Origin of the sequence: Legionella steigerwaltii, from assembly GCF_001468065.1 — a bacterium.
Lineage (GTDB): Bacteria > Pseudomonadota > Gammaproteobacteria > Legionellales > Legionellaceae > Legionella > Legionella steigerwaltii.
In genome coordinates, this window is record NZ_LNYZ01000002.1 from 61,358 (window position 1) to 83,893 (window position 22,536).

Below are 22,536 nucleotides of genomic sequence, written 5' to 3' on the forward strand. Positions count from 1 at the left end.
TAGATATCTACCTAATGGGATTCAACTCGCCCTCTTTCTCTACTTCAGCCAAGTTTTGTCGATTCTCTTTAGTTTGCTCTTTAATCATAATTAAAAAAGGAATGAATATTAAGGCAAATAAAATTGAGAGTTGATACAAACCTACCCAGCCTATTGTCATTTGAATCGTTGCTGCAACAGGTCCAGAGATAATACGAGGTAATGTAGATAAAGCAACAAGCATTGAAAATTGAGTCCCCGTATATTGCTTGTCAACTAAACGCATGAATAAAGCAACAAGTGCTGTAGACCCCATTCCTGCTGCAAAATTGTCGAAAAATACTGCGATCGCCAACAAAGTAACATTTTTTCCTATCATTGCTAAAGCAACAAAGAGAACATTGGTCAATGCTTGTAACAATCCAAAGAAAAGCAAGGAGCGATACAAAGAATAGCGCATCAATAAGAATCCTGCGCACAAACCTCCAAGCAAAATAGAGCCAACTCCCAGCATTTTATTGATGTAACCAATAGTCTCTAAAGAAAAACCAAGCCCTTGAATTAAAAAAGGCATGACAATCCCACTAGTAGTCGTTGTAAATGCCTCACCTAATTTGTAACAAAAAATAAAGAGTAAAAGAGGGATAATTCCCGGTCGGAATATCAACTCTTTGACAGGAGCGAGAAACGATACAGCAAAATTACTCTTTTCTTGAATTCCAGCACTGGGTTCTTCACTCAAGAAAACAGCAAACATGCCAACAATCATCATGAAGCCCATAAAACGATAGGTAAAAGCCCACCCCAATTTCTGTGCCATAACTAAAGCCAAACCGCCTGACAACAATAACGCGATTCGATAACCCAATACGGCTAAAGAAGCCCCCATAGCATGTTCACTAATTGGTAAATATTCTGCTCTATGTGCGTCAATTGCTACATCTTGGGTGGCAGAAAAGCACGCTAAAATCAAAGCCAAAAAAGCCATTAATTTAGGATATTGATCTGGAGTAAACCAAGCAATTAAGTTAAATCCGATAAGCAATAAAAATTGCATACTCAAAATCCAACTTCGTCTTTTACCCATGCTAAATAGAGAATAGCGATCTAGGATAGGTCCCCAGAAAATACGATAAGCATAAGGTAAACTAATTAAACTTAATGTCCCAGTAGCAAAAACTGACATCCCGCTGTATGCAAACCATGCCTGTAAGGTACTGCTGATTAACGCCATTGGTAAGCCTGAGGAAAAACCTAAAATGAAAACAATAAATAGTCGTTTATTCATTTTGTGGATCTCTCAAAGGCAAAAGAGTTTATTTCTAAAGAAAACCTCACCCCTGCTTCCAAGAGTGAGGTACGATAAGGAGGGAGATTCCCTTCTCATTAATTAGGCTTTTTTCACAGAGATCAAATGAATTTTGAAAATCAAAGTTTCATTTGGACCAATAGGACCACCTACGCTACGTGGGCCATAAGCTAAGTCTGAAGGAACAAAAATTTCCCAAGTAGAGCCAGCAGGCATTAATTGTAATGCTTCAGTCCAACCGGGAATCACTTGTGATACTTGGAATGTAGCAGGCTTGCCTGTTTTCTCAGTGCTATCAAACACAGTACCATCAATTAAAGTACCAGTATATTCAACAGTTACTGTATCAGATTTACCTGGTTTGTTTCCTGTACCTGCTTCAATAATTTTGTATTGTAAGCCACTTGGCAATACAACTACACCAGATTTTGATTTGTTAGATGATAAGAAAGCTTCGCCTTTAGCCTTGTTCTCTTCAGCTTTTTTATTGAACTCAGCGCTACGTTTTGCCATCAAATCTTTCTGAAATTTGTTCAGAACATCTTTCATTTGTTGTTCGGTCAAAATCAATTGGGCACCAGACATTCCATCTTGCATTCCTTTAGCTAATGCGTCCGGATTAATATCAATACCTTGATTTTTGAAGTTTTTTCCTAAATCAGCACCAATACTATAAGATAACTTATCTTTATCCGTAACAAGCGATGTAGCATCAGTAGCAGCCATTGCAGTAGACATTGCCAGCCCCATAATGGCCGCAGTGACCAATTTCATCTTCATAAAGAATCCCCTTGTAGTCTTTCTGTTGTACATATCTTCCCACTTTGCTATAGAAAGATACTGCATTCTAAAATGCATCATAATTCTGCCTAAATTCACATGAAATTACCAGTATTTAAATGCGATTAATTGTAATTATATTATAAAACTTATTGCTTTTTAGGTTCCTCAATGCATCTTGGTTACATAACTGGGGAGCCGCAAAAAATGCATGTCAAACATAAAGTCAATATGTTCACTATAATTAAAATAGACAAATAATTAAGATCCCTCTACACTTTGCACTAATTGTAACAAGAGATTAACCCACATGAACATCAGTGTATTTGATTTATTTTCTATCGGAATTGGTCCTTCAAGCTCACATACTGTCGGGCCTATGCTTGCTGCTAATGCCTTTTTAAAATTGCTTGAAGAGAAACAGCTCTTAAATCAGGTACAACGAGTCAAAACGGAACTCTATGGTTCACTTGCTTTAACAGGTAAAGGCCACGGAACAGATAAAGCTATTTTAAATGGATTAGAAAACAAAGCGCCTGAGACTGTAGCTCCGGAATCCATGGTGCCGCGCATGCATGAAATTCTTAACTCGCATGCACTCAATTTAGCAGGCAAGAAAAATATTAGCTTTAACGAATCAACCGATTTTCTTTTTTTACAAAAAGAGCTCTTGCCAAAACATTCAAATGGAATGCGGTTTTCTGCTTTTGATAACGAGAATAATTTATTAATTGATCAAGTTTATTACTCGATTGGTGGTGGTTTTATTACTACCGAAGAAGATTTTTCCAAAACTACTGAAGATACGAACCCACCTCCGTATCCATTTTCAACTGCAACTCAACTCCTGGAGTTGTGTCAGAAAAACAATTTAAGCATTGCCGAATTAATGCTTATTAATGAAAAAACATGGCGCAGCACTGAAGAAATTCATAATGGCATTTTGGCGATTGCCAAAGTTATGAATGATTGTATTGCAAATGGCTGCAAACATGATGGTATTTTACCCGGAGGACTGAATTTAAAAAGACGTGCTCCTGATTTATATAAAAAACTCATGAATGAAAAAGGAGTCAAAAGCATTTTTGAACAATCAGATATCATGAACTGGTTAAATCTTTATGCTATGGCAGTCAATGAAGAGAATGCAGCGGGTGGGCGTATTGTTACAGCACCAACTAATGGTGCTGCAGGCATTATTCCTGCTGTGCTTAAATATTGTCAACATGCACATGATAGAATGAGTAATGAAGACATATACACCTATTTTCTCACTGCAGCAGCTATAGGCATACTTTATAAAAAAGGAGCTTCCATTTCTGGAGCTGAAGTAGGCTGCCAAGGTGAAGTTGGTGTTGCTTCTTCTATGGCTGCAGCAGGCCTTACAGCAGTTCTTGGCGGTACAGTAGCTCAAGTGGAGAACGCAGCAGAAATTGCAATGGAACATCATTTAGGAATGACCTGTGATCCGGTTTTGGGCCTAGTACAAATACCTTGTATTGAACGTAATGCCATGGGGTCAGTAAAAGCAGTGAATGCAACACGAATGGCTCTTATTGGCGATGGTCAACACCAAATTTCTCTAGATAAAGTTATCAAAACCATGAAACAAACTGGAATGGACATGCAAAGTATTTATAAAGAAACATCTATGGGCGGGTTAGCTGTTAATTTGCCTGAGTGCTAGGAGCAGTGTAATCATCTTTTTTGACTTTTTGCAGTATCAATTCTTCTGAACCAAATAAACGATGCCGTAACCTCATCAAATAATTGAAGCCCCTCCTCTAAAACTAGAGGAGGGCATCTCACTTACAATCCCCCAAATTTTTCCATCTTTTTATCGACTCTCATATTTCTATACTGATTATCTCCAGTTCGATCTTTAACAAAAATTGAAATAATTTCCAATGAATGAGACAAAATATATTTTTTATTTTCAATCTGAATAATACTTGAATTTTATGTTTTATCATGTACTATAGCGCCTCTTTTTAAACCAGAGGTAATAATAATAATGAAAGTTAAAGCATACGAGTGGATGAGTGAAAATGGTGAACTTAATCTTGCTTCAAAATCTCAAAAAGAATTAGCACAAAATCCTAAATCACAAGAAGTTCTCTCTCAATATCGCTTCTTCAAAGAAAATGGTTTCGCAATTGACGCACAAAAAATTAGAAAAAACGTGAATCATGCTATGGAAATTGCATATGAGCGAGATGCTGGATTCGGCCCAAGCGAGCACTTGGACCATGCAAACAACACGCTTGGTTTCTAATAAGTTTAGTAAAGACTTAAAAATTCGGTGAAAAATCCCTTCTCCCACTCGTGGGAGAAGGGAGCATGAGCAACAATCAATTACCCTCATCCGCACCTTCTCCCAAGGAAGCAGGTAAATTAAAAACTATTTACAAAAATCCATGCATCTGCACATTCTGCAGAAAAGAATACATCGCTCATTGCATAACCAACTGCTGCTGCAAGCGTATCATTAAAATAAATCAAAGGAATTCGTTCTCTTAACCAAGGCGGAATGCCCCACTCTTGAAATAATTTTTTTAAACGCTTGGTTTGCCCATGCCAGCAAAATACCTCCCCCCCTTGCCTAAATCGGACAAATATTTTCGCATTTGGAGGAACAACTAGGCCTTGATTGCATTTTTTTGCCAGTAGATTAATCCCTGCATCAACGATTGTTAGAGGCAAAGGAAATACTGACCATTCAACGCAAGAAGGTAATTTATTAGAATTTTTTCTGTCTAAATATAAATGCTTTTGATAACGACGCACAATGACTTCTGCCCAACTCACCTCAGGAATCGCATCCGATCTTGCAAAGATCATTTCATCAATCAAACGTCCAAAAGTAACTGTTGAAGGCAATTGCACTCGATTATTTTTCAACCAAACCCTGAGCACATTTGCGATACGATCACGGCTAAGTTCTTTTAGTGGTGTTATCAATAAAAAATTGTTTGATAGTACATCTGAATTTTCTTCCAATGGGGTAGACTTCTTTCCAAACTCTACTGCGGAGGGAAGAGATCTAGCATCTTGTGCTGCAAGCATGTCCAAATTTCTTTTGGCCTGCTGGCAATGAAGTGCCGTTCTAGCAATATTACCCACAACTCCAGGCCATTTCTTTTGCAACGAAGGTATTATTTGCTTGCGTAGGTAATTACGTGAATAATTGACATCCTGATTACTCTCATCTTCAATCCAACTTAACTGATGCAAAACAGCATAATGTTCCAGTTGCTCACGAGAATGACTTAAAAAAGGTCGAGCCATTCCTCCTAATCCGAATTGACCCAAATCAGACATCGCAGCCAAACCATCTACTCCCGCACCACGAAATAGTTGCAAAAGTACTGTTTCCGCTTGATCATCCAAATGATGCCCTAGAATTAAGCAATTTTGTTCGGTCATCAAAGAAGAAAAAACAGCATAACGAGCAATGCGCGCTCCCTCTTCAATATTGGCAGAACGATCAAATTGCACCGATTGGGTTATAAAAGGAATAGCTAAATTGTCGCAAAACTGCTGGCAGTGTGTTTGCCAAAGAGATGCACGCACACTAATCCCATGATTAACATGCACTGCGACTAATTTAGCGAGCAAGGTCGGGTGGGAAGCAAGAACATGCAAAAGCACTGTTGAATCAAGCCCACCACTAAACCCTACAATTAATTTATTAAAATGACTTAAGCGAGAAAACCACTCGGTACTCAATAGACCACTTTCCAAACTAATCACTTGCTCCCATAGCCATAAATTTTTGGTATCTGTTTTCGACCAGTTGGTCCAAAGGCAACTTCTTTAAAGTGTGTAATTCGTTAAGCAATATATCTTTTAAACGTGCAGCCATTTCATCGACATTACGATGTGCCCCACCCAATGGTTCAGGCACTACCATATCAATTAACTTATTTTCCAAAATCTTATCTGCCGTGATTCTCATCGCTCGAGCAGCTTCGCTCGCTTTAGATGCATCTTTCCAAAGGATCGAAGCACAGCCTTCAGGGGAAATTACTGAATAAATGCCGAACTGCAGCATTAACACGCGGTCACCGACACCAATTGCCAATGCACCTCCTGAACCTGCCTCTCCTGTTACCACACAAATAATTGGAGTTCTGAGGTTTGACATCACAAAAAGATTTCGCGCAATTGCTTCAGATTGATTGCGTTCTTCGGCACCGATTCCCGGATATGCTCCTGCAGTATCAATAAAAGTAAAAATAGGTAATTTGAATTTTTCAGCCATTTTCATCAAACGCAGCGCTTTTCGATACTCTTCTGGACGAGCCATACCAAAATTACGATATACCTTTTCTTTAGTACGTTTACCTTTTTGATGGCCAAGCACCATTACTGGCTGACCATTTAAACGTGCCAAACCACCAATAATTGCAGGTGCTGAAGAACAGCTCCTGTCTCCATGTAACTCCTGAAAATCAGTAAAAATACGCTCAATATAATCTGTAGTCTGTGGCCTCAGTGGATGCCTTGCCATTTGTGCTATTTGCCAAGGCTCCAAGTTCGAGAAAACTTGTGCTGTTAAATCAGAGCATTTTGCTTGAAGTCGTGCTATTTCATCACTTAAATTCACTTCATTATCATGACCTAACATGCGAAGTGCTTCGATTTTTTGATTCAACTCTTCGATAGGTTGCTCAAAATCCAAAAATTGTCGGCTCATTGAATACTACTCTTTGGTGAATTAAATATCATGGTATATGATAACCTTAACCGACAATTGATGCCAGATTCAAACAAAGTATATGATCATTACAGGATTCAACCCTTTAAATACACAAAACTGCGTCTTAAATGAGGCTCGAATTGATCTTTGGCAATTTTCTTTAGTGCATGAATTAAACAATGCATACGAATTATTAAATCACGAAGAACAAGCACGTGCAGAACGATTCTATTTCAGTAGACATAAACGCCGTTTCTCTACTGCCAGAGCCACTTTGAGAATTATCTTGGCAAGTTATCTAAATATTCCCCCTGAACAGCTGGAATTTACTTATAATGCTCATGGAAAGCCAGAGGTTATTAATACGTCAAAATTGCAATTTAATATAAGCCACACGGGCGACTTAGCACTGCTTGCAGTGGGAAAAGGCTTTCCTTTAGGCGTAGATATAGAAAAATACTCCGCTCGTCCTTATGAAGGAATTGCCAAAAGTTTATTTTCCGATCAAGAGTATGAAGAATTTATTAAAGTACCTCTAGCTCTAAAACCTGCTGTTTTTTTTCATGTGTGGGCGCAAAAGGAAGCATTTATTAAAGCTTGTGGTTTAGGCCTTTCTTACCCAACCAAACATTTTAGCGTGCCCATATCCATACCAACGAAACAGTTGGTGAATGATCCATTACATAATATGACTTGGCAATTGCGCTCTTTTATGCCAGAAGTAGCCTGTAGCGGCGCTTTATGCCATCACCCCACGGTAAGAGAAATTAGACATGGATTGATTCATCTGCAACAAAATTCCAGCTTAATTTTTTAGGTTTCTAGCAATGCACTTTACCCCTTCACAACTCAGATTATTACAATTACTCGGCGATGGAAAATGCCATAGTGGCTCCGAATTGGGGGCGACCCTAGGTATTACACGTTCAGCGATATGGAAACAAATTAATCATTTAATTGAATCAGGAATCCCTATAAAACGTATAAGACACCAAGGGTACCAGCTCCCTAACCAATTGATATTATTAAATAAACATAAAATTATCGAACATCTTGCGGCAGAAAACCAAACAACTCCTTTCAAGTTACATCTATTGACTACCATTGATTCAACAAATCGCTATCTTAAAGATTTACCTCTCTCAAATTCCGTTGATATTTGTTGTTCCGAAATACAAACACAGGGTAGAGGCCGGTTTGGAAGGCATTGGCATTCACCCTTTGGGGAAAATATATATTGTTCGAGTCGTTGGAATCTCAACTATGATTTCGCCAAGCTTTCAGGATTAAGCTTAGTGACCAGTTTGGCCATTGTAGCAACATTAAATGAATTAGACATATCATCCAATATCAAAATTAAATGGCCCAATGATATTTTATGGGCTAACAAAAAATTATGTGGGAGTTTGATTGAAATATTGGCTGAATCGAACGGCAATGTTCAAGTCATTATAGGTATTGGCTTAAACGTCAATACGGATACTCAAAACAATCCTCTTCCAGATAAACCTTGGTGCTCCTTATATGAAATAACCCAGAGCCATTTCGATCGTAATTTCCTTATTGCAAAACTGATTGCTCACTTAGAACATTATTTAATCAAATTTATTCATTATGACCTTATTTCCTTTATGGATGAATGGAGTAAATCGGATTATTTATTTGGAAAAAACATTAAAGTTACCCAATCTTCAAATACCTTATCTGGACTTGCATGCGGAATTAATGAGTTGGGACAATTAATATTACAGGATGAATTAGGTATAAGGCACTTTCTCTCTTCGGGAGATACTTCGCTTCACGAAAAATTATAAATCACAATTGAGGGAAACTAAATTTGTCCCGAGCATTTTTAAGTGCTCGGAACCGGATGAGCTGCGTGGAAATCGATTTATACTGATTCTTCAGACTCGTCTGATTGTTTTTCTTGTTGTATGCGTAAATAAATTTCTTCGCGATGGACAGATACGTCTTTAGGTGCATTAATACCGAGACGAACTTGGTTACCTTTTACACCTAGCACGGTGATATTAACATCATCACCTATGATTAAGGTTTCACCGATACGCCGAGTTAAAATTAACATAAAAATCTCCCTAACAAAGCAGCTACCTATTCCTCCACAGAACGCTATCCATGGTATTCCTGATAGCCAAAACAACGACTAAAACAAATTTATATTTGTTATTCGAATTTAATTTTACACTGTGATTATTAACAGAGTATTAAGAAAACAATTAATTTCCTCTTTTCGCTTGAAAAAATCAGTTTTAACTAAATAGAGTTAAGAGGTAAGTGTTGTAGGATACATTATCTATAAATTTTTCCTTTATCACCAGTCGCAAATTTCCTCAATTTAAGGATATACTTACAAACCCTCTTAAACTGGAATTTTTGCATGTCCTTGAAGGCCATGTACAACGATATTGCTGAAAACTATGCTATGGCCAATCGTTTTGGTGCGATTAGCCAGAGTCATCAAGTAGCCATTGAACAAATGAAGCGTTTTTATTTGGGCATGAAGCCCCATTATAAAGTTCTTGATTTGGGCGTTGGTGATGGTGCATTTCTAAAAGAACTGCAGCAAATAATGCCACAAGCAGAATTTACAGGCATTGATGTTTCTTCTGAAATGTTAAAACGAGCTCGTGAAACGTTACCAGTGATTACTATAGAAGGCAGTGCTGCACAAGCCGATAAGTTCTTACCGCCCCATAGCCAAGATTTAATCCTGGCGCACTTTATTAATGCCTATATCCCCATTAAAGTTTTATTCAATGAGGCTAAATTACTGACCCGCGCAAATGGCCACTTTTCAATGATTACCACAACCTATGATTCATTCCCGGTAGCGCAACAGCGCCTCGCTGAATTTATTACTGAAGACTCCATCTTAAGCAGTGTCGTTGGCCATTATTATAAATCAATTGTAAAAAATACCACGGTTGCTGCAAATAACAATGAATTGATGCAGGCTTTCCAACAACATCAATTCGAAGTCATTGCGCATCAGCGTTTGGAAATCCCTATAACTCTGAATACTATTGACGAATTGGCTCTTTTTGGAATTGAAGGCACCTGGTTTCTCAATACTTTATCCATTAGGATGCTACCAAAAATATTTTTAATTCAAAGACTTAAGCGACTTTTTAGCAAAATATTTACTTTCCCCTATCATGATACACATATAATTGATGTCGTTCTTGCCAGAAAATGATAATCTGATAATTATCTTTAGGTGATGAGGTGGGAAAAATGATTTCTCAAGAAGTAAAAAACTATTTGCCTGAATTAGCCCTGCGACAAAAACAAGCCAATAACATCATATATATTACCTTTTGGAGCCAATTTTCTGTATACGCGCTTAATACCATATTGGTTTTATTTTTAACTCGTCCCGTCTGGTCTCAAGGTTTGGGTTATAGCCAAGCCAAAGCATATGCTTTCATTGGAGTAGCTCATGCGATGGGCTATTTAATGCCTATGCTTGGAGGTTATATGGCGGACACGGTAGTCGGAATTAGACGATCGATACTTCTCGGAAGTATCATGTTGGCTACTGCTTATTTGCTCATCATGATTAGTGGATATACTGTAAGTTCTCTGGGGGATACTTTTTTTATTGCTGCCTACGCATTTATTCCTGCGACCAACTCCCTTTTAATGGGAACCTCTTCAAGCATGGTATCACATATTTATTCCGATGATGCGGTTAAAGCAAAATCGGCCATGACTTACTATTACATAGCAATTAATGTGGGTGCATTATTAGCGACTTTAATCGCTCCCTTACTCTTTGAAAGCCGTTATGGCCCACTTTCTATTCTTACCTTATCTTTTGTAGGTAAATCAATTGCTGCCTTAAATTTTGCTAAACGCTACTCCATTTATGAAAATGTTATTTGGGGAAAAGATCAATCTAAGCTTTCTCAATCAGGCATCCTTCGTTTAATTGCCTACATAGTTACTATTTATGCACTGACCTTATTTGCCTATTCTCATGTCTATATTGCAAGTACGATTATCGCCTCTGGTTGTGGGATAGGAATTGCATGGTTTTTAAAGAAAACGCTAACCCTTAAAGGGAACACACGCGAAAAACAAATGATTGCTCTTTTACTCATCGTTGAAGCAGTTGTGTTTTTTGTTATCTATAATCAAATGAATAGCACATTAATTTTATTTGCCGAAAATAACTCTGATCATAATTTATTTGGTTTAACTGTTTCGCCTGCTCATTATCAAATACTCAATCCATTGCTTATCTTAGCTATTGGTAGTCAGCTACCTCGTTTTTATAAACTTTTCCCTCATTTCACTATTCCCTATCAATTTGCTGCAGGTACTGCACTTGCTGGAATTGCACTTTTGGTTATGGCATTTGCTGCTTCGACCACTACTGATGGAATAATTAATGGCAACTACATTGCATTAACCTATATTCTTATTTCAATCGCGGAATTATGGGTCAGCGCCATTGGTTTAAGCATGGTAGGTCTGTATTGCGATAAAAATTCAATCGCTTTTGCCATGGGTGTATGGTACCTAGCAAGTTCTCTGGCGCATGCTATATCAGGCAGAATTGCCGCTTGGGTTGCGATTCCAAACACTGTTCACTCTGCCATAGAAAGCCTACCCTACTATAAAAATTATTATTTAGTTTTAGGCATAACCGCTATGGTACTTGGCACAGCCATGTATCTTTTCGCGTACATTTTACAAAAAATCATGAGAAAAAGAGGAGTTATTTTAGGTTAAATGTATAAAGATTTTTATTATCTCAATATGAATGTCCAAGATATTAGTGCACGCAGGTTGTACCATTTTTAATCTTAAAATCAATAAGGTACTTGCTTGTTTCTTACATAATTCGTACTATGTTTTTTTTTGATCATAGTGCCGATTATATGAAGATTTATTTTCAAAATATTACATTCCAGGGTAGCCCCTTAGTATGGGAACTGAATGAAAGTACCCACCAGGCTACTTGCTTATTATATTGTATTAAAAAAGAGGCTAATTCTCGATTTGAACCTAAAATAGACTTTGAAATGTTTAAAGGGTTTCCTGGGGTAACTATTGATGATGGGAAAATTTTTATTAAAGATGTAAGAACTTTTAATGAAGCTTATCAAAGTTTAGAGCATCTTGATGAGTTAAAAGAAAAGATTCAATCCAGAACCGCTATGCTTAGAAAGCAAAGTACATTTTTTCAACATGGAAAAGATCAAGCACTCCAAGGAGCTACCTCTTCTAATACTCGCAGACGCAGTGCATCCGCGGCCACCCTCCCCTTATATAGTCACATCATTTTGGATGAATTAATCAAAAATGATCAGACTAATTCTTCCTTATGGGGAGATACAGTGTCCTATGAAAGCTATTTCGAGAAAAAAACAAGTAATGATGCCAAAGCACGTGAGGCTATTTTTTTAAAATCAATACCTTCTTTTTATATCATGGTGCAGTATGAAAAAAATCAACACCTTTATCCTTTAAAATCAAAGCTGATTAAAGAAATTCGAAAATTGTTAGATGAACTTGATCCAATTTACATGACCTGGTGTACCCAGGAAATGACTTATACTAGCAGAGAATCAGTTTTTCATTATTTTCAAGATGCAGTGTTAGAAGCCATGTTGAATGGAACATTTAATAATAAGGCAACTGAATTTGAAGCACCCGAACTAGAAAAGTTAAATCCTGCACTAAGAGAATATGCAATAGAAAAGGCCCGTGCTTTACGTGCTGAGTTAATGCTAATGAAATTCAATATATTAATTAATCCGGAATTGCCTTCGGAGCTTGCACTTAACAAAAAAGAAGCAAAAAAAACTCAGCCTGAAATTACTTCTTTTCGTAAGTTTATGCTTAAACAGCCTATAGAAGCCATTGAAGAGATAAAACAAAAACTAAAAAAGATGGCTGATTTGATTATTCAATCCGGGATTGTTGAGGAATCGAGTCTAAAACTAAGTACACAACTAAATCATGAATTAAGTAGTAAAGCACCGGTGATCATGGGTTTTCATTCATTTCAAGCATTATTACACATTCAATTGGACAAGCAATTGACCAGTAATAAAAAAGAGTTAATCCCTGATATTACTACTAAAGTGGCAAAAGAAACGATAATTCAAATAAATCAAACTTTTGGAACCTCACATAGCCAATATATTGCACCATTATCAAAAGTGGTGGATAGTGATTTTTACTTGTGCAAAGAAGGGGCTGAGCAATTAGCTGTTGAATTGGCAGAAATTAAGCTGAAACATCCTAAGGATGAGAAAAAAGTACTTGCTTATGGCCATGCTATAGCGGATAAGGTAGTGAGTTTCTTGCAACATCAATTACATGAGTATATTCCGACACAAGAACAACCCGAAGCGTCAAGAATGTCTATGTAAAGCCATTGCTCGCGTACTATAGCTTGGGGCATGCACCCAGATGTAGTAAACTGTCTTGAAAAAACTTTCAAGACAGTTACTACTTTAAATTCAGTACCGAGCACAAAAATATAAAATTAATCGTCTAAACCCAAATTATCCTGCTTAAAGATTCTATCGGCACGATAACTTGAACGAACTAAAGGACCTGAGGCTACCTCAAAAAAACCCTTCTTCAATCCGATCTGTCTTAGCTCAGCAAAAGTTTCAGGAGTCACGTAACGCGCAATAGGTAAATGGTTTTTTGTGGGTTGCAAGTATTGTCCAAGAGTAAGAATATCTACATTATGTGCTCGCAAATCATCCATTGTTTGCACAATTTCTTCATCGGTTTCACCCAGGCCTAACATCAAACTAGTTTTTGTCAATACATCCGGTCTATAACGCTTTGCGTATGCAAGTACCTTTAATGTCTGCGCATAACCTGCTCTATTATCGCGAACTGGATGAGTCAAACGCTCCACGGTTTCTACATTTTGTGCAAACACATCAACACCACTATCCAGTAATACTGCAATATCTCTTTCTACGCCTTGGAAATCAGGAGTTAGTGCTTCTACTTTGGTTTTTGGAGAACGTTGTTTAATCGCTTGTATCGTACGTGCATAATGATTTGCACCCCCATCAGGCAAGTCATCTCTATTTACAGAGGTTAATACTACATAATCCAGATTCATTAATGCTACGGTATTTGCTGTATTTTCTGGCTCTTGAACGTCTAACCAACCATGAGGATTACCAGTATCTACAGCACAAAAACGACATGCACGAGTGCAGACAGCGCCCATTAACATGATTGTTGCAGTACCATGTGACCAACACTCAGAAATATTAGGGCATTTTGCTTCTTCACAAACAGTGGACAGGCGGTGTTTTTGCACTTGTTCTTTTACCTGGTGATATGCTGGAGTAGTATGGTTTACCACGCGTAACCATTTAGGTTTAGGCAAACGCTCATATGCATCTCCTGTTGCTTTTACGCCATCTTTAATCGCTGTTACACCATGAGATGTTTTATATTTTTGTCCGCTCTCTACAACAACGGGAATATCAATGAGCTTACTCATGTTATCACCTGAAAAACAAAGGTAAGTGCTCAGCCCCTATCAGGGAACGGTCGTATTTCTCGCAACCCGAACTCAAATCCAACCGTTCGAATAAAAATTGACCCAGGGGCCAGAGCTATTACAAACAAAGAGAGATGATAATCCCAAATCATCAAAATAAGATCAAGTCAAATTTAAAAAGTAACCACAAACCATCAAGATAAATAAAGTCAGCATTGATATTCCAAAGCAAGACAATACATAGGGATAAGCAATTAAACTGACAGCAATCGCAATCATAAACAATAAGCCAATGTTCACTAACTTTGTCTTTAACGCAGCAAAACGCCCTATCTTAAGTAAGGCAAAATAGACAACTAAAATCAAAATTAAAGGAAGTATGTACACGCCCTGGTAAAGCAATTGATACATGCTTGCTTGCCAAGTTGTTACATGTTGATCATTTAACCATTGTTCGAAGATAGTGGACCAGTTCATGACGCAAGTTTGTTGATAGATTGTAGTGATTAATCCTAATAAAAAAGCCAATAAAAAATATAAAGTTCCAGAAGCCTGTTTTTTTAAATAGTACATCACGAAGTAAAGAGTCATTATACCTAATAAAGCAGCAGGAATACGCAACCAGGGCAACAATTCAAAAAAAGCATTGGTATAAACCTGTTGAAAATAATGAACTACTGCCACCGAAAAGATAAATAAAAGACTCGCGATAAGCTGTTTTTTCTTCTGGGTTTCAATTAAAAGAAAAGCAAGAAATCCAGCAAAGCAAAAGAATGCGCAAGGGCTAAAAGAATCCATAAATGCGATGGTAATTGTAAACCGTAGCCTTGAAGGCTTTTCTATCAATCCAGTAATAAATCGATTTGCATTGGCCAAATGCCGCAAAGCATTCACTGTTGCCTGCGTTAACGTACCTTTTTTTTCAATTTGTTGTTTGCAATAATTAATTGCCTGTAATAAATCTTTTCCAGTGGTTTCTGCTGACTCAAAGCCTACCCAACGTGAATTACAAAAAAAGATGGACGGAACAGAAAAATCATCCATTTGTTGTTCGCTTAATAATTGATAAAAACGAGTCAATGCATTTTTATCCTGATTAATGTAATACCGTTGGATATGGAGATCAGGATGCTTCGATTCTATATCACGAAAAAATGCATCCGCTTTCTGACAATGGGGACAAGTGGATGACATAAACATTTCTATATTGATAACAACCTGGTTATCTGCGCTTTTAGAATACCATGTGGGCGATAATTCAGTAGCCCACACAGGAGCATGGAATATCAGGATAATTAAGAGCAATCGGAAGACTGTTTTCATATGAGTCATAAGTGCATTAAAAAAGATACTATATCATCCCAAAAAAAATTCTGTTAATAGGTATGAATGTAATTTTCTAAATGCTCAATAACTCTAGCCTTATCTTCTAATAAATGATAAAGCACGTCACCTATGGATAAAATGGCTATAAGCTCATCATTTTCATCACGAATTAACACATGTCTTCTTTTTGTTGCAGTCATTGCCTGCATCGCTTTTTCAACAACATCATTAGGGCTAAGAATAGTGATGTCCTTGTTGACTACATCAGAAACTTTTCCTTTCTCTAGATTAACGCACTTGTGCAGGCAAGAGCGTACTATATCCCGCTCACTCACTATACCTACTAATTTGTTATCATTATCCACTACAACCAATGCCCCTATATCGTATTCCGTCATTATATCAATACTTTTTTTCACAGAATCGTCTGGATGGATATAGATAATTTTTCGTCTCGGCATTGGCAACGCATTATGAATTAGGTCAGCCATTTTATTCTCCATTTGAATACACTTAACCTATTTTATAAATATAGTACAAATGGAGAACATTTAAGCTACGGACGAATAATTATATTATTTTCGACTGCTCGTACACCTGGGACCTGGCGCGCTATCTGCTCTGCGATATCACTTTGGCGAATTTTCTTTACGTATCCAGTCAAAATCACAACATCTTGTCTTGTTTGCACACGCACATGAGCGATCGCTGGATCCTCATTACGCATCAAAGCTTCTTGTACAGTTTGCCCTAAATTTGCACCCGAAGTAATTGACGGCGTAAAAGGTCTAAATAAATTGGAAGTTGCCTGATTTGACTGACAACCAGCTAATGAGAATAGGAAAAAAACAACCAGCGTATTAAGTAAATACTTTTGCATAAAAGTCTCCAATATCAATCCAAACAATCTATCTATACTTAGTGCAATGATTTATTTCATTTCTATAGCCTTGGTAGCTGTAGTGGTAACACAAGTAAAGTGAGTAGTATGTACTTTAACTGATTAATATACAAATAAATATCTAAGAGACTATACTATTTTATAAGAATAACAGTGATAAGACTGAACCCATGAAAAAAAAGGCTCATGTTGTTCCAAAAGAAAATAAGTCATCACAAAAAAGAAAAGCAAAAAAGGGACACGCAACGCCCCTAAATCGCAAAAAAAATGCAGCTTCTACATATGATATTTTTAATTTAATCGATAAATATTACCAAGCCAACCTGGGGAAATTTACTGCAAGTATTAGCCCAGCTTCAGTAGCAACCTCATATTTTTCATGGGGAGCCCAACTTTTGCAAGCTCCAGGCACATTCATGAAATTAAATTTTTATCCTTTTTTACATTGTGCTGATTTTACTAAACGACTTATAAATCATGATAAACCCGGCAACGGCGAAGATGTACGTTTTCATACGGATAAATGGAGGCTCTATCCCTGGCGTTTGTGGGCAGAGCAATTTTTACAAATTGAAGATTGGTGTTTAAATGCAGCAAATGAAATTCCTGGATTAAATGAACCCAATCGACGCATAGTCTCATTCACAATAAAACAACTCCTTGATGCAATATCCCCCTCCAATTTTGTTCTCACTAATCCAGATTTGTTGCAAGAAACATTAAATTCATATGGAGAAAATTTAATTCGTGGAACGCAATTGGGTTTGCAAGATTTCTTTGAAAAATTAACGGGTACTCCCCCGGCTGGGGTTGAGCATTTTATTCCTGGGAAACACGTTGCACGGACAAAAGGTAAAGTTGTCTTTAAAAATCATTTAATTGAGTTGATACAATATGAAGCACAGACCCAAAAAGTGTATAAAGAACCTCTATTAATCATCCCTGCCTGGATCATGAAATATTACATTCTTGATCTTCTTCCTGAAAACTCACTAGTGAATTGGTTGGTTCAACAAGGTCATACTGTATTCACGGTTTCCTGGTTAAATCCAACCTCTAAAGATAGAAACTTAGCGATTGATGATTATTACCGACAAGGAGCTATGGCTGCGATCGATAAAATATCAGCCATAATACCCAATACAAAAATTCATTTAATGGGGTATTGCATTGGTGGAACTTTGGCTCTGATTACCGCAGCAACTATGGCTAAAGACCGTGATAAACGACTCAAAAGTCTTTCTCTGCTCGCCGCTCAAGGCGATTTCACCGAGGCAGGCGAATTATTACTTTTTATTAATAACAGTCAGGTATCTTTCCTGGAAAACATTATGTGGGAAAAAGGTTATTTAGATACTAAACTCATGGCTGGAAGTTTCCAAATGTTGCGCTCATATGATTTGATTTGGTCAAAGATGGTACAAGATTACATGCATGGAACGCAAAGAGGAATGATTGCTTTACTTGCCTGGAATGCGGATACAACACGTATGCCTTATAAAATGCATAGTGAATATCTTGAAAAGCTATTCCTTAAAAATGAATTCTCTGAGGGACAATACACTGTTGAAGGAAAACATATCGCACCAGAAAATATCAGATTGCCCGCTTTCGTTGTCAGTACTGAAAAAGATCATGTGAGTCCTTGGAAGTCTGTTTATAAAACTCATTCATTGATTAAGCGGGAAGATATTACTTTTGTTTTGACTAATGGAGGTCATAATGCAGGTATAGTAAGTGAACCGGGGCACCCAGGACGAAGTTATTTGATTCGTGAACAAAAAAAAGAAGAAACATATATTTCACCCGAACATTGGTTAGAAATTGCAGAGCATAGGAAGGGTTCATGGTGGATTGCCTGGCATGAGTGGTTGGTAAAACAATCTAATGAGATGAAATCACCGCCTCTGATTGATAAAAATTTACCTGATGCTCCAGGAGAATACGTGTTACAAAAATAATAAAAATAATTTTTAAATTGAGTATAAAAACATGGATAAAGACTATTACAAAATAATGGGAGTAGGTGAAGATGCCACCGAAAAAGACATTAAGATGGCATATCGAAAGCTGGCTCGAAAATATCATCCTGATATAAGTAAAGAACCCAACGCAGAAGAGCAATTTAAAGCAATGGGGGAAGCTTACGAGGTTTTAAGAGATCCTGTAAAAAGAGCAGAATATGATAAGTATCGAAAAAACAAAGCGTTTTACCAACAAGAAGCACATAACCAATGGCGTCCTGAAGGCTCCGATCATTACTACAGTGGTCCATTAAATGAGGATTTATTTGAAACATTATTTGGTCATTCCCGCTACCGCCAGCAACCGATGGCAGGCCAGGATTATCATGGAAAAATAAATATTAGCTTAGAAGAGGCATTTTCAGGAACGGTTAAAAACATCCAGATTCCTATCGCACACGACTCACAAGCCAGCATGCAAACTTTAAAAGTGAAAATACCAGCAGGAGTAAAATCAGAACAACAAATTCGCCTGGCTGGCCAAGGCGCACCAGGCATACATGGAGGTCCTCGTGGTGATATTTACTTAACGATACATGTTGATAAACATCCTCTTTTTGATGTAATGGATAGTGATATCTATCTCACGCTACCTGTTACCCCATGGGAAGCTGCTTTAGGAACAACCGTAGTAGTTCCCACTTTGGGAGGAAAAATCGATTTAAAAATCCCTCCTGGATCTCAAGGAGGACAAAAATTAAGACTGAAAAATCGTGGTTTACCAGGAACAACCACTGGACATCAATATGTCCTTCTAAAAATTATTACTCCGCCGCCAACAACTGAAGATGCAAAAGAGCTCTATGAAAAGATGGCACAGGTAATGCCTTTTAATCCACGCGACAAGATGGGGGTATAAGCATGAAACAAGACAATACAATAATTGGCGTGCTTATTGAAGAAACCACAACTATTTCATTCAATGAGGTATGTCAAAAATATCGTATACCTAAAGAATTATTGCTTGAAATGGTCGAATATGGCTTATTTTCAATCAAGACAACACAAACAGAACACCTGAAATTAAATCAAAAAGATCTACGTAAAATTGAATCTGCCTTTCGTTTACATCAAGATTTAGGAATCAATCTACCAGGAGTAGCACTTGCATTAGATCTATTGGAAAAAATAGATCAATTAAATGAAGAGCTTAATATTTTGCGCAAACATTTTTGATTTGTTCCGCTTTATTAAGTCTAGTTGCTTGCACTGAACCTTCTACACATCTCTTAAAACCCTGTCCAATCTGCTCCCCGACGTCTCGCGGCTTGTCCGCGGGATCCAGGAAAACTTCACTACTAGACCCCGAGGACAAGCCGCAGGGCGTAAGCAGAGAAGCAATCAAGAGTCAGCTGCTTGCAGCCAGGCTACAAAACACGCAAACACTATTTTTAAACGTTTCTTAGAATAACAAAAAATCATATAAAAATTACGCAAGCAGATATTGCTACACATTGCGAAATGGTAATACAATGGTTAAAGGACACTCTTTTAACTAAGCAAAATCTATGCGCCCTTTGTTTATCATTTTGATTGTTTCTCTGGTTGTTTTACAACATAAGCTATGGCTGGGCGATGGAAATTTGATTCAATGGCATAATCTTGAAAGAAAGCTGGCGGCTCACGAACAAGAAAACAATAAGCTGGCAACACGTAATCGAGTACTTGAAGCAGATATCAGAGAATTAAAGAGTGGCGATCAAGCCTTGGAAGAGCAAGCTCGCTATGAACTGGGAATGGTAAAAGCGAGTGAAATCTATTACCAATTCGTAGATTAAAATAACTCATTATCAGTATTTGTTCAGGGTGAAAGGTTGGATTTGAGTGCAGGTTGTGAAGCGCCAAATACAGCTTATCATAAGTATCTATTTCGGGAGAAAGGCTGGATTTGAGCGCAGGTTGTGAGAAATTTTTTCTAATCAAGCGCAGCATACATCAGTATGTGAGCATTGATTAGGAAAAATTTCTCGCAAGATGTGCCAAATACAGCTTTTCTCAAGCAGTCAATAATTCGAGATGCTCAGATGGTTGCTTGTCCCAAAGACTTAATACAAATCCCCCTCCCCCAGATCCTGTTGGTTTTACGGCGAGAGCTCCTTCTGCAATCAATCGATTCATATGTTGTTGCAAACTTTCACTAACTAGATTCCATTGATAAAAACAATCAGCAGCCTTATTAATTGCCTTGGCCAAAGAGGTTATTGCATCCGCACCACCCTGCTCTAAAGCATTTCTCGCTTTTTCAACTGCATCAACCATTTGTTTATCAATATGTTGAGCCAATGCAGGATCATTAGTCCATAGGTTTTGAACCTGGTGAATGCAATGTGATGTAATTCCAATTTGTTTGCACGAAGATAAAAAAAACTTAGGATAAATTTTTTGTTGTAATGGAACAATACTTCCTGCTTTAAAATAAACCCCTCTCTCCGCAGCAACCCCCGCAACATCAAGTCCGCTGCTCTTTCCATGGAATAAATGCTCTAGTTCTTTTGCAAAGTCATTGCATTGATTTAGGTCTATCAAGTTTTGTGCACAAAACCAACGACTCATTGCCACACAAAGAGCTGCTGAAGCCCCCATTCCTGCACCCACAGGAATTGTACTGTCTAAATGAAAATAACCACCTATTTGATTTAAAGAGCGTCCTAATAATTGCATGCCATGCTCCAGCACGCTCCAAAATAGAAGGTGCATGTCAGCACCGCTGCTACCTGTGTAATCCGCACCTAAAGAAGTTTCAGCCGCAGAATAACTTAAAGTTAATTTTTTTTCCTTAATTGGAAATACCAAAGCTGGATGTCCCCGTACTACAGCATGTTCACCTGCTAAAATCCATTTGCCAAAAGTTGTGGTTTCAAAATCAAAGAACGTCATAATTGCCTACTAAATAATCACTTTTAAATTCACGCGCTAATTCTTCCTGGTCGGAACGGTATAATAAATGAATGTTTGGTCCAGCATCCATAGTCACTATGGGTCCATCACCTTTTTTATCCCAAAAACTTTCCAAGTGATGCAAGAGATCAATACAGCTTTCCGTCATGTACGAAAAAGGTTGTTCACAAGTATTAAACAAACGATGCATATCTTGAAACTCTCTCCAGCATATCTGATATGCTGTAGTCCAGTTTTTGGTCATTAATGCGTTCAATAAAAGCTTTAAGTTCTCTCTTGCTCTTTGGCTGCGTGTCTCATAAAAAGGACTGCTCTTTACTCGTTGATGTGCTTCACTGGAAGGAACTTCTTTCTTTTTATTACTAATCACGACACCTTGGTAAATTAATTCTTGATAAGGTAAATCTACCGCTTTCACTTCATTTTCATCCCATAACGCCCAAGGAGAATAAAAAGACCGACACGATGATCCTGATCCTAAACGACTCAACTGAGCTTGCTCATCAATAGAAAGCGGGGGTTTATTAGTTAACTCACTCAAAGCAACTGCAGCACAACGAGTTAACGCCGCAAAACTTGAGGCAGAACTTGCCATGCCACTACTGTGAGGAAAGTTATTGCACGATTGCACCAAAAAACCGCCGTCATAGTCAAAATATGCTTTTATACGAGCTAAATGATCAAGAAATCTTTTTTGTCCTTCTGTGGACAGAACGAATTTTTCAATACCACCAGGTATAATTAGCGGCTCCCAAATATCTTTTTTTGAGCTCGCTTTTTCAAGTCTTACAGTACTTATGAGATTATTTAATGTATAAGATAACGACGGGTTATCAGGACTATTTGAATTGTCATCCTTTTTTCCCATATATTTGATCAAAGCAATATTAGCTGGGGCATGGGCTAGCCAATACATAATTTTCTCCTTGGAATCCATAAACTATTTCAAGTAGCCTGAGTGAAATGCATAAGCTGTAACAAGGGAAATCTGAATCGGAAAACTCGAGATTCGCTGCGCCTTACCCAAGCTACAATTTTTACAAATTTTAGAGCTACGTATAAAAAGTATTATTAGGGCCTGTTTGCATTTCGTTAGATAATAAA

General features: G+C 37.6%; 22 protein-coding genes. 11 read left to right on the top strand and 11 right to left on the bottom strand.

All coding sequences use genetic code 11. The annotated features are described in order from the left end of the window. Positions 1-7 precede the first annotated feature (7 nt). Entirely contained in the window at positions 8-1,267 is a 1,260-nt protein-coding gene (locus Lstg_RS02230; protein ID WP_058476040.1) for an AmpG family muropeptide MFS transporter, read from the bottom strand. 102 nt (positions 1,268-1,369) lie between these two features. Next, entirely contained in the window at positions 1,370-2,068 is a 699-nt protein-coding gene (locus Lstg_RS02235) for a BamJ family beta-barrel-assembly machinery protein (RefSeq protein ID WP_058476041.1), read from the bottom strand. A gap of 310 nt (positions 2,069-2,378) precedes the next feature. Here Lstg_RS02235 and Lstg_RS02240 point away from each other — a divergent pair, with 310 nt between their 5' ends. After that, the gene (locus Lstg_RS02240) at positions 2,379-3,755 is read left to right on the top strand and encodes an L-serine ammonia-lyase (RefSeq protein WP_058476042.1); all 1,377 of its coding nucleotides are present in this window, start codon (positions 2,379-2,381) and stop codon (positions 3,753-3,755) included. Positions 3,756-4,082: 327 nt separating this feature from the next. Continuing rightward, positions 4,083-4,343 (top strand): hypothetical protein, encoded by a 261-nt coding sequence (locus tag Lstg_RS02245; protein ID WP_058476043.1) that lies wholly within the window; start codon positions 4,083-4,085, stop codon positions 4,341-4,343. A 119-nt stretch (positions 4,344-4,462) separates the two neighbouring features. On the opposite strand, the gene tilS is transcribed toward Lstg_RS02245, so the two are convergent. After that, positions 4,463-5,812 carry a tRNA lysidine(34) synthetase TilS gene (gene tilS, locus Lstg_RS02250; RefSeq protein WP_058476101.1) on the bottom strand — a complete coding sequence of 450 codons (1,350 nt, stop codon included), beginning with the start codon at positions 5,810-5,812 and terminating at the stop codon, positions 4,463-4,465. A gap of 1 nt (position 5,813) precedes the next feature. Continuing rightward, positions 5,814-6,767, bottom strand: a complete 954-nt coding sequence (locus Lstg_RS02255) for an acetyl-CoA carboxylase carboxyltransferase subunit alpha (RefSeq protein ID WP_058476044.1) — start codon at positions 6,765-6,767, stop codon at positions 5,814-5,816. Between the two features lie 82 nt (positions 6,768-6,849). Between Lstg_RS02255 and Lstg_RS02260 the strand changes: the two genes are divergently transcribed. Further along, complete coding sequence (locus Lstg_RS02260; protein ID WP_058476045.1) at positions 6,850-7,587, top strand: 4'-phosphopantetheinyl transferase family protein; 738 nt, start codon at positions 6,850-6,852, stop codon at positions 7,585-7,587. Positions 7,588-7,597: 10 nt separating this feature from the next. Next, the gene (locus Lstg_RS02265; RefSeq protein ID WP_058476046.1) at positions 7,598-8,584 is read left to right on the top strand and encodes a biotin--[acetyl-CoA-carboxylase] ligase; all 987 of its coding nucleotides are present in this window, start codon (positions 7,598-7,600) and stop codon (positions 8,582-8,584) included. A gap of 77 nt (positions 8,585-8,661) precedes the next feature. On the opposite strand, the gene csrA is transcribed toward Lstg_RS02265, so the two are convergent. Further along, positions 8,662-8,856, bottom strand: coding sequence for a carbon storage regulator CsrA (gene csrA, locus Lstg_RS02270; protein ID WP_058476047.1), 195 nt, complete (start codon positions 8,854-8,856; stop codon positions 8,662-8,664). 312 nt (positions 8,857-9,168) lie between these two features. On the opposite strand from csrA, the gene Lstg_RS02275 reads away from it, so the two are divergent. From Lstg_RS02275 to Lstg_RS02285, 3 genes are all read left to right on the top strand, one after another. After that, positions 9,169-9,987, top strand: a complete 819-nt coding sequence (locus tag Lstg_RS02275) for a class I SAM-dependent methyltransferase (protein ID WP_058476048.1) — start codon at positions 9,169-9,171, stop codon at positions 9,985-9,987. Positions 9,988-10,025: 38 nt separating this feature from the next. Further along, positions 10,026-11,528 carry a peptide MFS transporter gene (locus Lstg_RS02280; protein WP_058476049.1) on the top strand — a complete coding sequence of 501 codons (1,503 nt, stop codon included), beginning with the start codon at positions 10,026-10,028 and terminating at the stop codon, positions 11,526-11,528. A 149-nt stretch (positions 11,529-11,677) separates the two neighbouring features. Further along, on the top strand, positions 11,678-13,177 hold the full coding sequence (locus Lstg_RS02285; protein WP_058476102.1) for a hypothetical protein: 1,500 nt from the start codon (positions 11,678-11,680) through the stop codon (positions 13,175-13,177). A 116-nt stretch (positions 13,178-13,293) separates the two neighbouring features. On the opposite strand, the gene lipA is transcribed toward Lstg_RS02285, so the two are convergent. From lipA to Lstg_RS02305, 4 genes are all read right to left on the bottom strand, one after another. Beyond that, on the bottom strand, positions 13,294-14,283 hold the full coding sequence (gene lipA, locus Lstg_RS02290) for a lipoyl synthase (protein ID WP_058476050.1): 990 nt from the start codon (positions 14,281-14,283) through the stop codon (positions 13,294-13,296). Between the two features lie 162 nt (positions 14,284-14,445). Beyond that, positions 14,446-15,606, bottom strand: a complete 1,161-nt coding sequence (locus tag Lstg_RS02295; RefSeq protein WP_058476051.1) for a glutaredoxin family protein — start codon at positions 15,604-15,606, stop codon at positions 14,446-14,448. Positions 15,607-15,659: 53 nt separating this feature from the next. Beyond that, positions 15,660-16,100 carry a CBS domain-containing protein gene (locus Lstg_RS02300; protein WP_058476052.1) on the bottom strand — a complete coding sequence of 147 codons (441 nt, stop codon included), beginning with the start codon at positions 16,098-16,100 and terminating at the stop codon, positions 15,660-15,662. 65 nt (positions 16,101-16,165) lie between these two features. Further along, entirely contained in the window at positions 16,166-16,489 is a 324-nt protein-coding gene (locus tag Lstg_RS02305; RefSeq protein ID WP_058476053.1) for a BON domain-containing protein, read from the bottom strand. A gap of 191 nt (positions 16,490-16,680) precedes the next feature. On the opposite strand from Lstg_RS02305, the gene Lstg_RS02310 reads away from it, so the two are divergent. From Lstg_RS02310 to ftsB, 4 genes are all read left to right on the top strand, one after another. Continuing rightward, positions 16,681-18,471 carry a PHA/PHB synthase family protein gene (locus Lstg_RS02310; RefSeq protein WP_058476054.1) on the top strand — a complete coding sequence of 597 codons (1,791 nt, stop codon included), beginning with the start codon at positions 16,681-16,683 and terminating at the stop codon, positions 18,469-18,471. A gap of 31 nt (positions 18,472-18,502) precedes the next feature. After that, on the top strand, positions 18,503-19,393 hold the full coding sequence (locus Lstg_RS02315; RefSeq protein WP_058476055.1) for a DnaJ C-terminal domain-containing protein: 891 nt from the start codon (positions 18,503-18,505) through the stop codon (positions 19,391-19,393). 2 nt (positions 19,394-19,395) lie between these two features. Next, complete coding sequence (locus Lstg_RS02320) at positions 19,396-19,710, top strand: chaperone modulator CbpM (protein ID WP_058476056.1); 315 nt, start codon at positions 19,396-19,398, stop codon at positions 19,708-19,710. Between the two features lie 332 nt (positions 19,711-20,042). Further along, entirely contained in the window at positions 20,043-20,312 is a 270-nt protein-coding gene (ftsB, locus tag Lstg_RS02325) for a cell division protein FtsB (RefSeq protein WP_058476057.1), read from the top strand. Positions 20,313-20,529: 217 nt separating this feature from the next. Here ftsB and Lstg_RS02330 read toward each other — a convergent pair whose 3' ends face one another. Continuing rightward, positions 20,530-21,411 (bottom strand): mevalonate kinase family protein, encoded by an 882-nt coding sequence (locus Lstg_RS02330; protein WP_058476058.1) that lies wholly within the window; start codon positions 21,409-21,411, stop codon positions 20,530-20,532. Continuing rightward, positions 21,398-22,348 carry a diphosphomevalonate decarboxylase gene (locus tag Lstg_RS02335; RefSeq protein ID WP_058476059.1) on the bottom strand — a complete coding sequence of 317 codons (951 nt, stop codon included), beginning with the start codon at positions 22,346-22,348 and terminating at the stop codon, positions 21,398-21,400. The genes Lstg_RS02330 and Lstg_RS02335 overlap by 14 nt, the downstream gene beginning before the upstream one ends. Between the last annotated feature and the right edge of the window lie 188 nt (positions 22,349-22,536).

What these genes read in the sequence shown, in the direction of transcription:
- Lstg_RS02310 (WP_058476054.1), top strand. Translation starts at nt 16,681, where the DNA reads ATGAAAAAAAAGGCTCATGTTGTTCCAAAAGAAAATAAGTCATCACAA.
- Lstg_RS02260 (WP_058476045.1), top strand. Translation starts at nt 6,850, where the DNA reads ATGATCATTACAGGATTCAACCCTTTAAATACACAAAACTGCGTCTTA.
- Lstg_RS02320 (WP_058476056.1), top strand. Translation starts at nt 19,396, where the DNA reads ATGAAACAAGACAATACAATAATTGGCGTGCTTATTGAAGAAACCACA.
- Lstg_RS02305 (WP_058476053.1), bottom strand. Translation starts at nt 16,489, where the DNA reads ATGCAAAAGTATTTACTTAATACGCTGGTTGTTTTTTTCCTATTCTCA.
- Lstg_RS02295 (WP_058476051.1), bottom strand. Translation starts at nt 15,606, where the DNA reads ATGAAAACAGTCTTCCGATTGCTCTTAATTATCCTGATATTCCATGCT.
- Lstg_RS02285 (WP_058476102.1), top strand. Translation starts at nt 11,678, where the DNA reads ATGAAGATTTATTTTCAAAATATTACATTCCAGGGTAGCCCCTTAGTA.
- Lstg_RS02280 (WP_058476049.1), top strand. Translation starts at nt 10,026, where the DNA reads ATGATTTCTCAAGAAGTAAAAAACTATTTGCCTGAATTAGCCCTGCGA.
- ftsB (WP_058476057.1), top strand. Translation starts at nt 20,043, where the DNA reads ATGCGCCCTTTGTTTATCATTTTGATTGTTTCTCTGGTTGTTTTACAA.
- Lstg_RS02265 (WP_058476046.1), top strand. Translation starts at nt 7,598, where the DNA reads ATGCACTTTACCCCTTCACAACTCAGATTATTACAATTACTCGGCGAT.
- Lstg_RS02330 (WP_058476058.1), bottom strand. Translation starts at nt 21,411, where the DNA reads ATGACGTTCTTTGATTTTGAAACCACAACTTTTGGCAAATGGATTTTA.
- Lstg_RS02315 (WP_058476055.1), top strand. Translation starts at nt 18,503, where the DNA reads ATGGATAAAGACTATTACAAAATAATGGGAGTAGGTGAAGATGCCACC.
- csrA (WP_058476047.1), bottom strand. Translation starts at nt 8,856, where the DNA reads ATGTTAATTTTAACTCGGCGTATCGGTGAAACCTTAATCATAGGTGAT.
- Lstg_RS02335 (WP_058476059.1), bottom strand. Translation starts at nt 22,348, where the DNA reads ATGTATTGGCTAGCCCATGCCCCAGCTAATATTGCTTTGATCAAATAT.
- Lstg_RS02300 (WP_058476052.1), bottom strand. Translation starts at nt 16,100, where the DNA reads ATGGCTGACCTAATTCATAATGCGTTGCCAATGCCGAGACGAAAAATT.
- Lstg_RS02235 (WP_058476041.1), bottom strand. Translation starts at nt 2,068, where the DNA reads ATGAAGATGAAATTGGTCACTGCGGCCATTATGGGGCTGGCAATGTCT.
- Lstg_RS02240 (WP_058476042.1), top strand. Translation starts at nt 2,379, where the DNA reads ATGAACATCAGTGTATTTGATTTATTTTCTATCGGAATTGGTCCTTCA.
- lipA (WP_058476050.1), bottom strand. Translation starts at nt 14,283, where the DNA reads ATGAGTAAGCTCATTGATATTCCCGTTGTTGTAGAGAGCGGACAAAAA.
- Lstg_RS02255 (WP_058476044.1), bottom strand. Translation starts at nt 6,767, where the DNA reads ATGAGCCGACAATTTTTGGATTTTGAGCAACCTATCGAAGAGTTGAAT.
- Lstg_RS02275 (WP_058476048.1), top strand. Translation starts at nt 9,169, where the DNA reads ATGTCCTTGAAGGCCATGTACAACGATATTGCTGAAAACTATGCTATG.
- Lstg_RS02230 (WP_058476040.1), bottom strand. Translation starts at nt 1,267, where the DNA reads ATGAATAAACGACTATTTATTGTTTTCATTTTAGGTTTTTCCTCAGGC.
- Lstg_RS02245 (WP_058476043.1), top strand. Translation starts at nt 4,083, where the DNA reads ATGAAAGTTAAAGCATACGAGTGGATGAGTGAAAATGGTGAACTTAAT.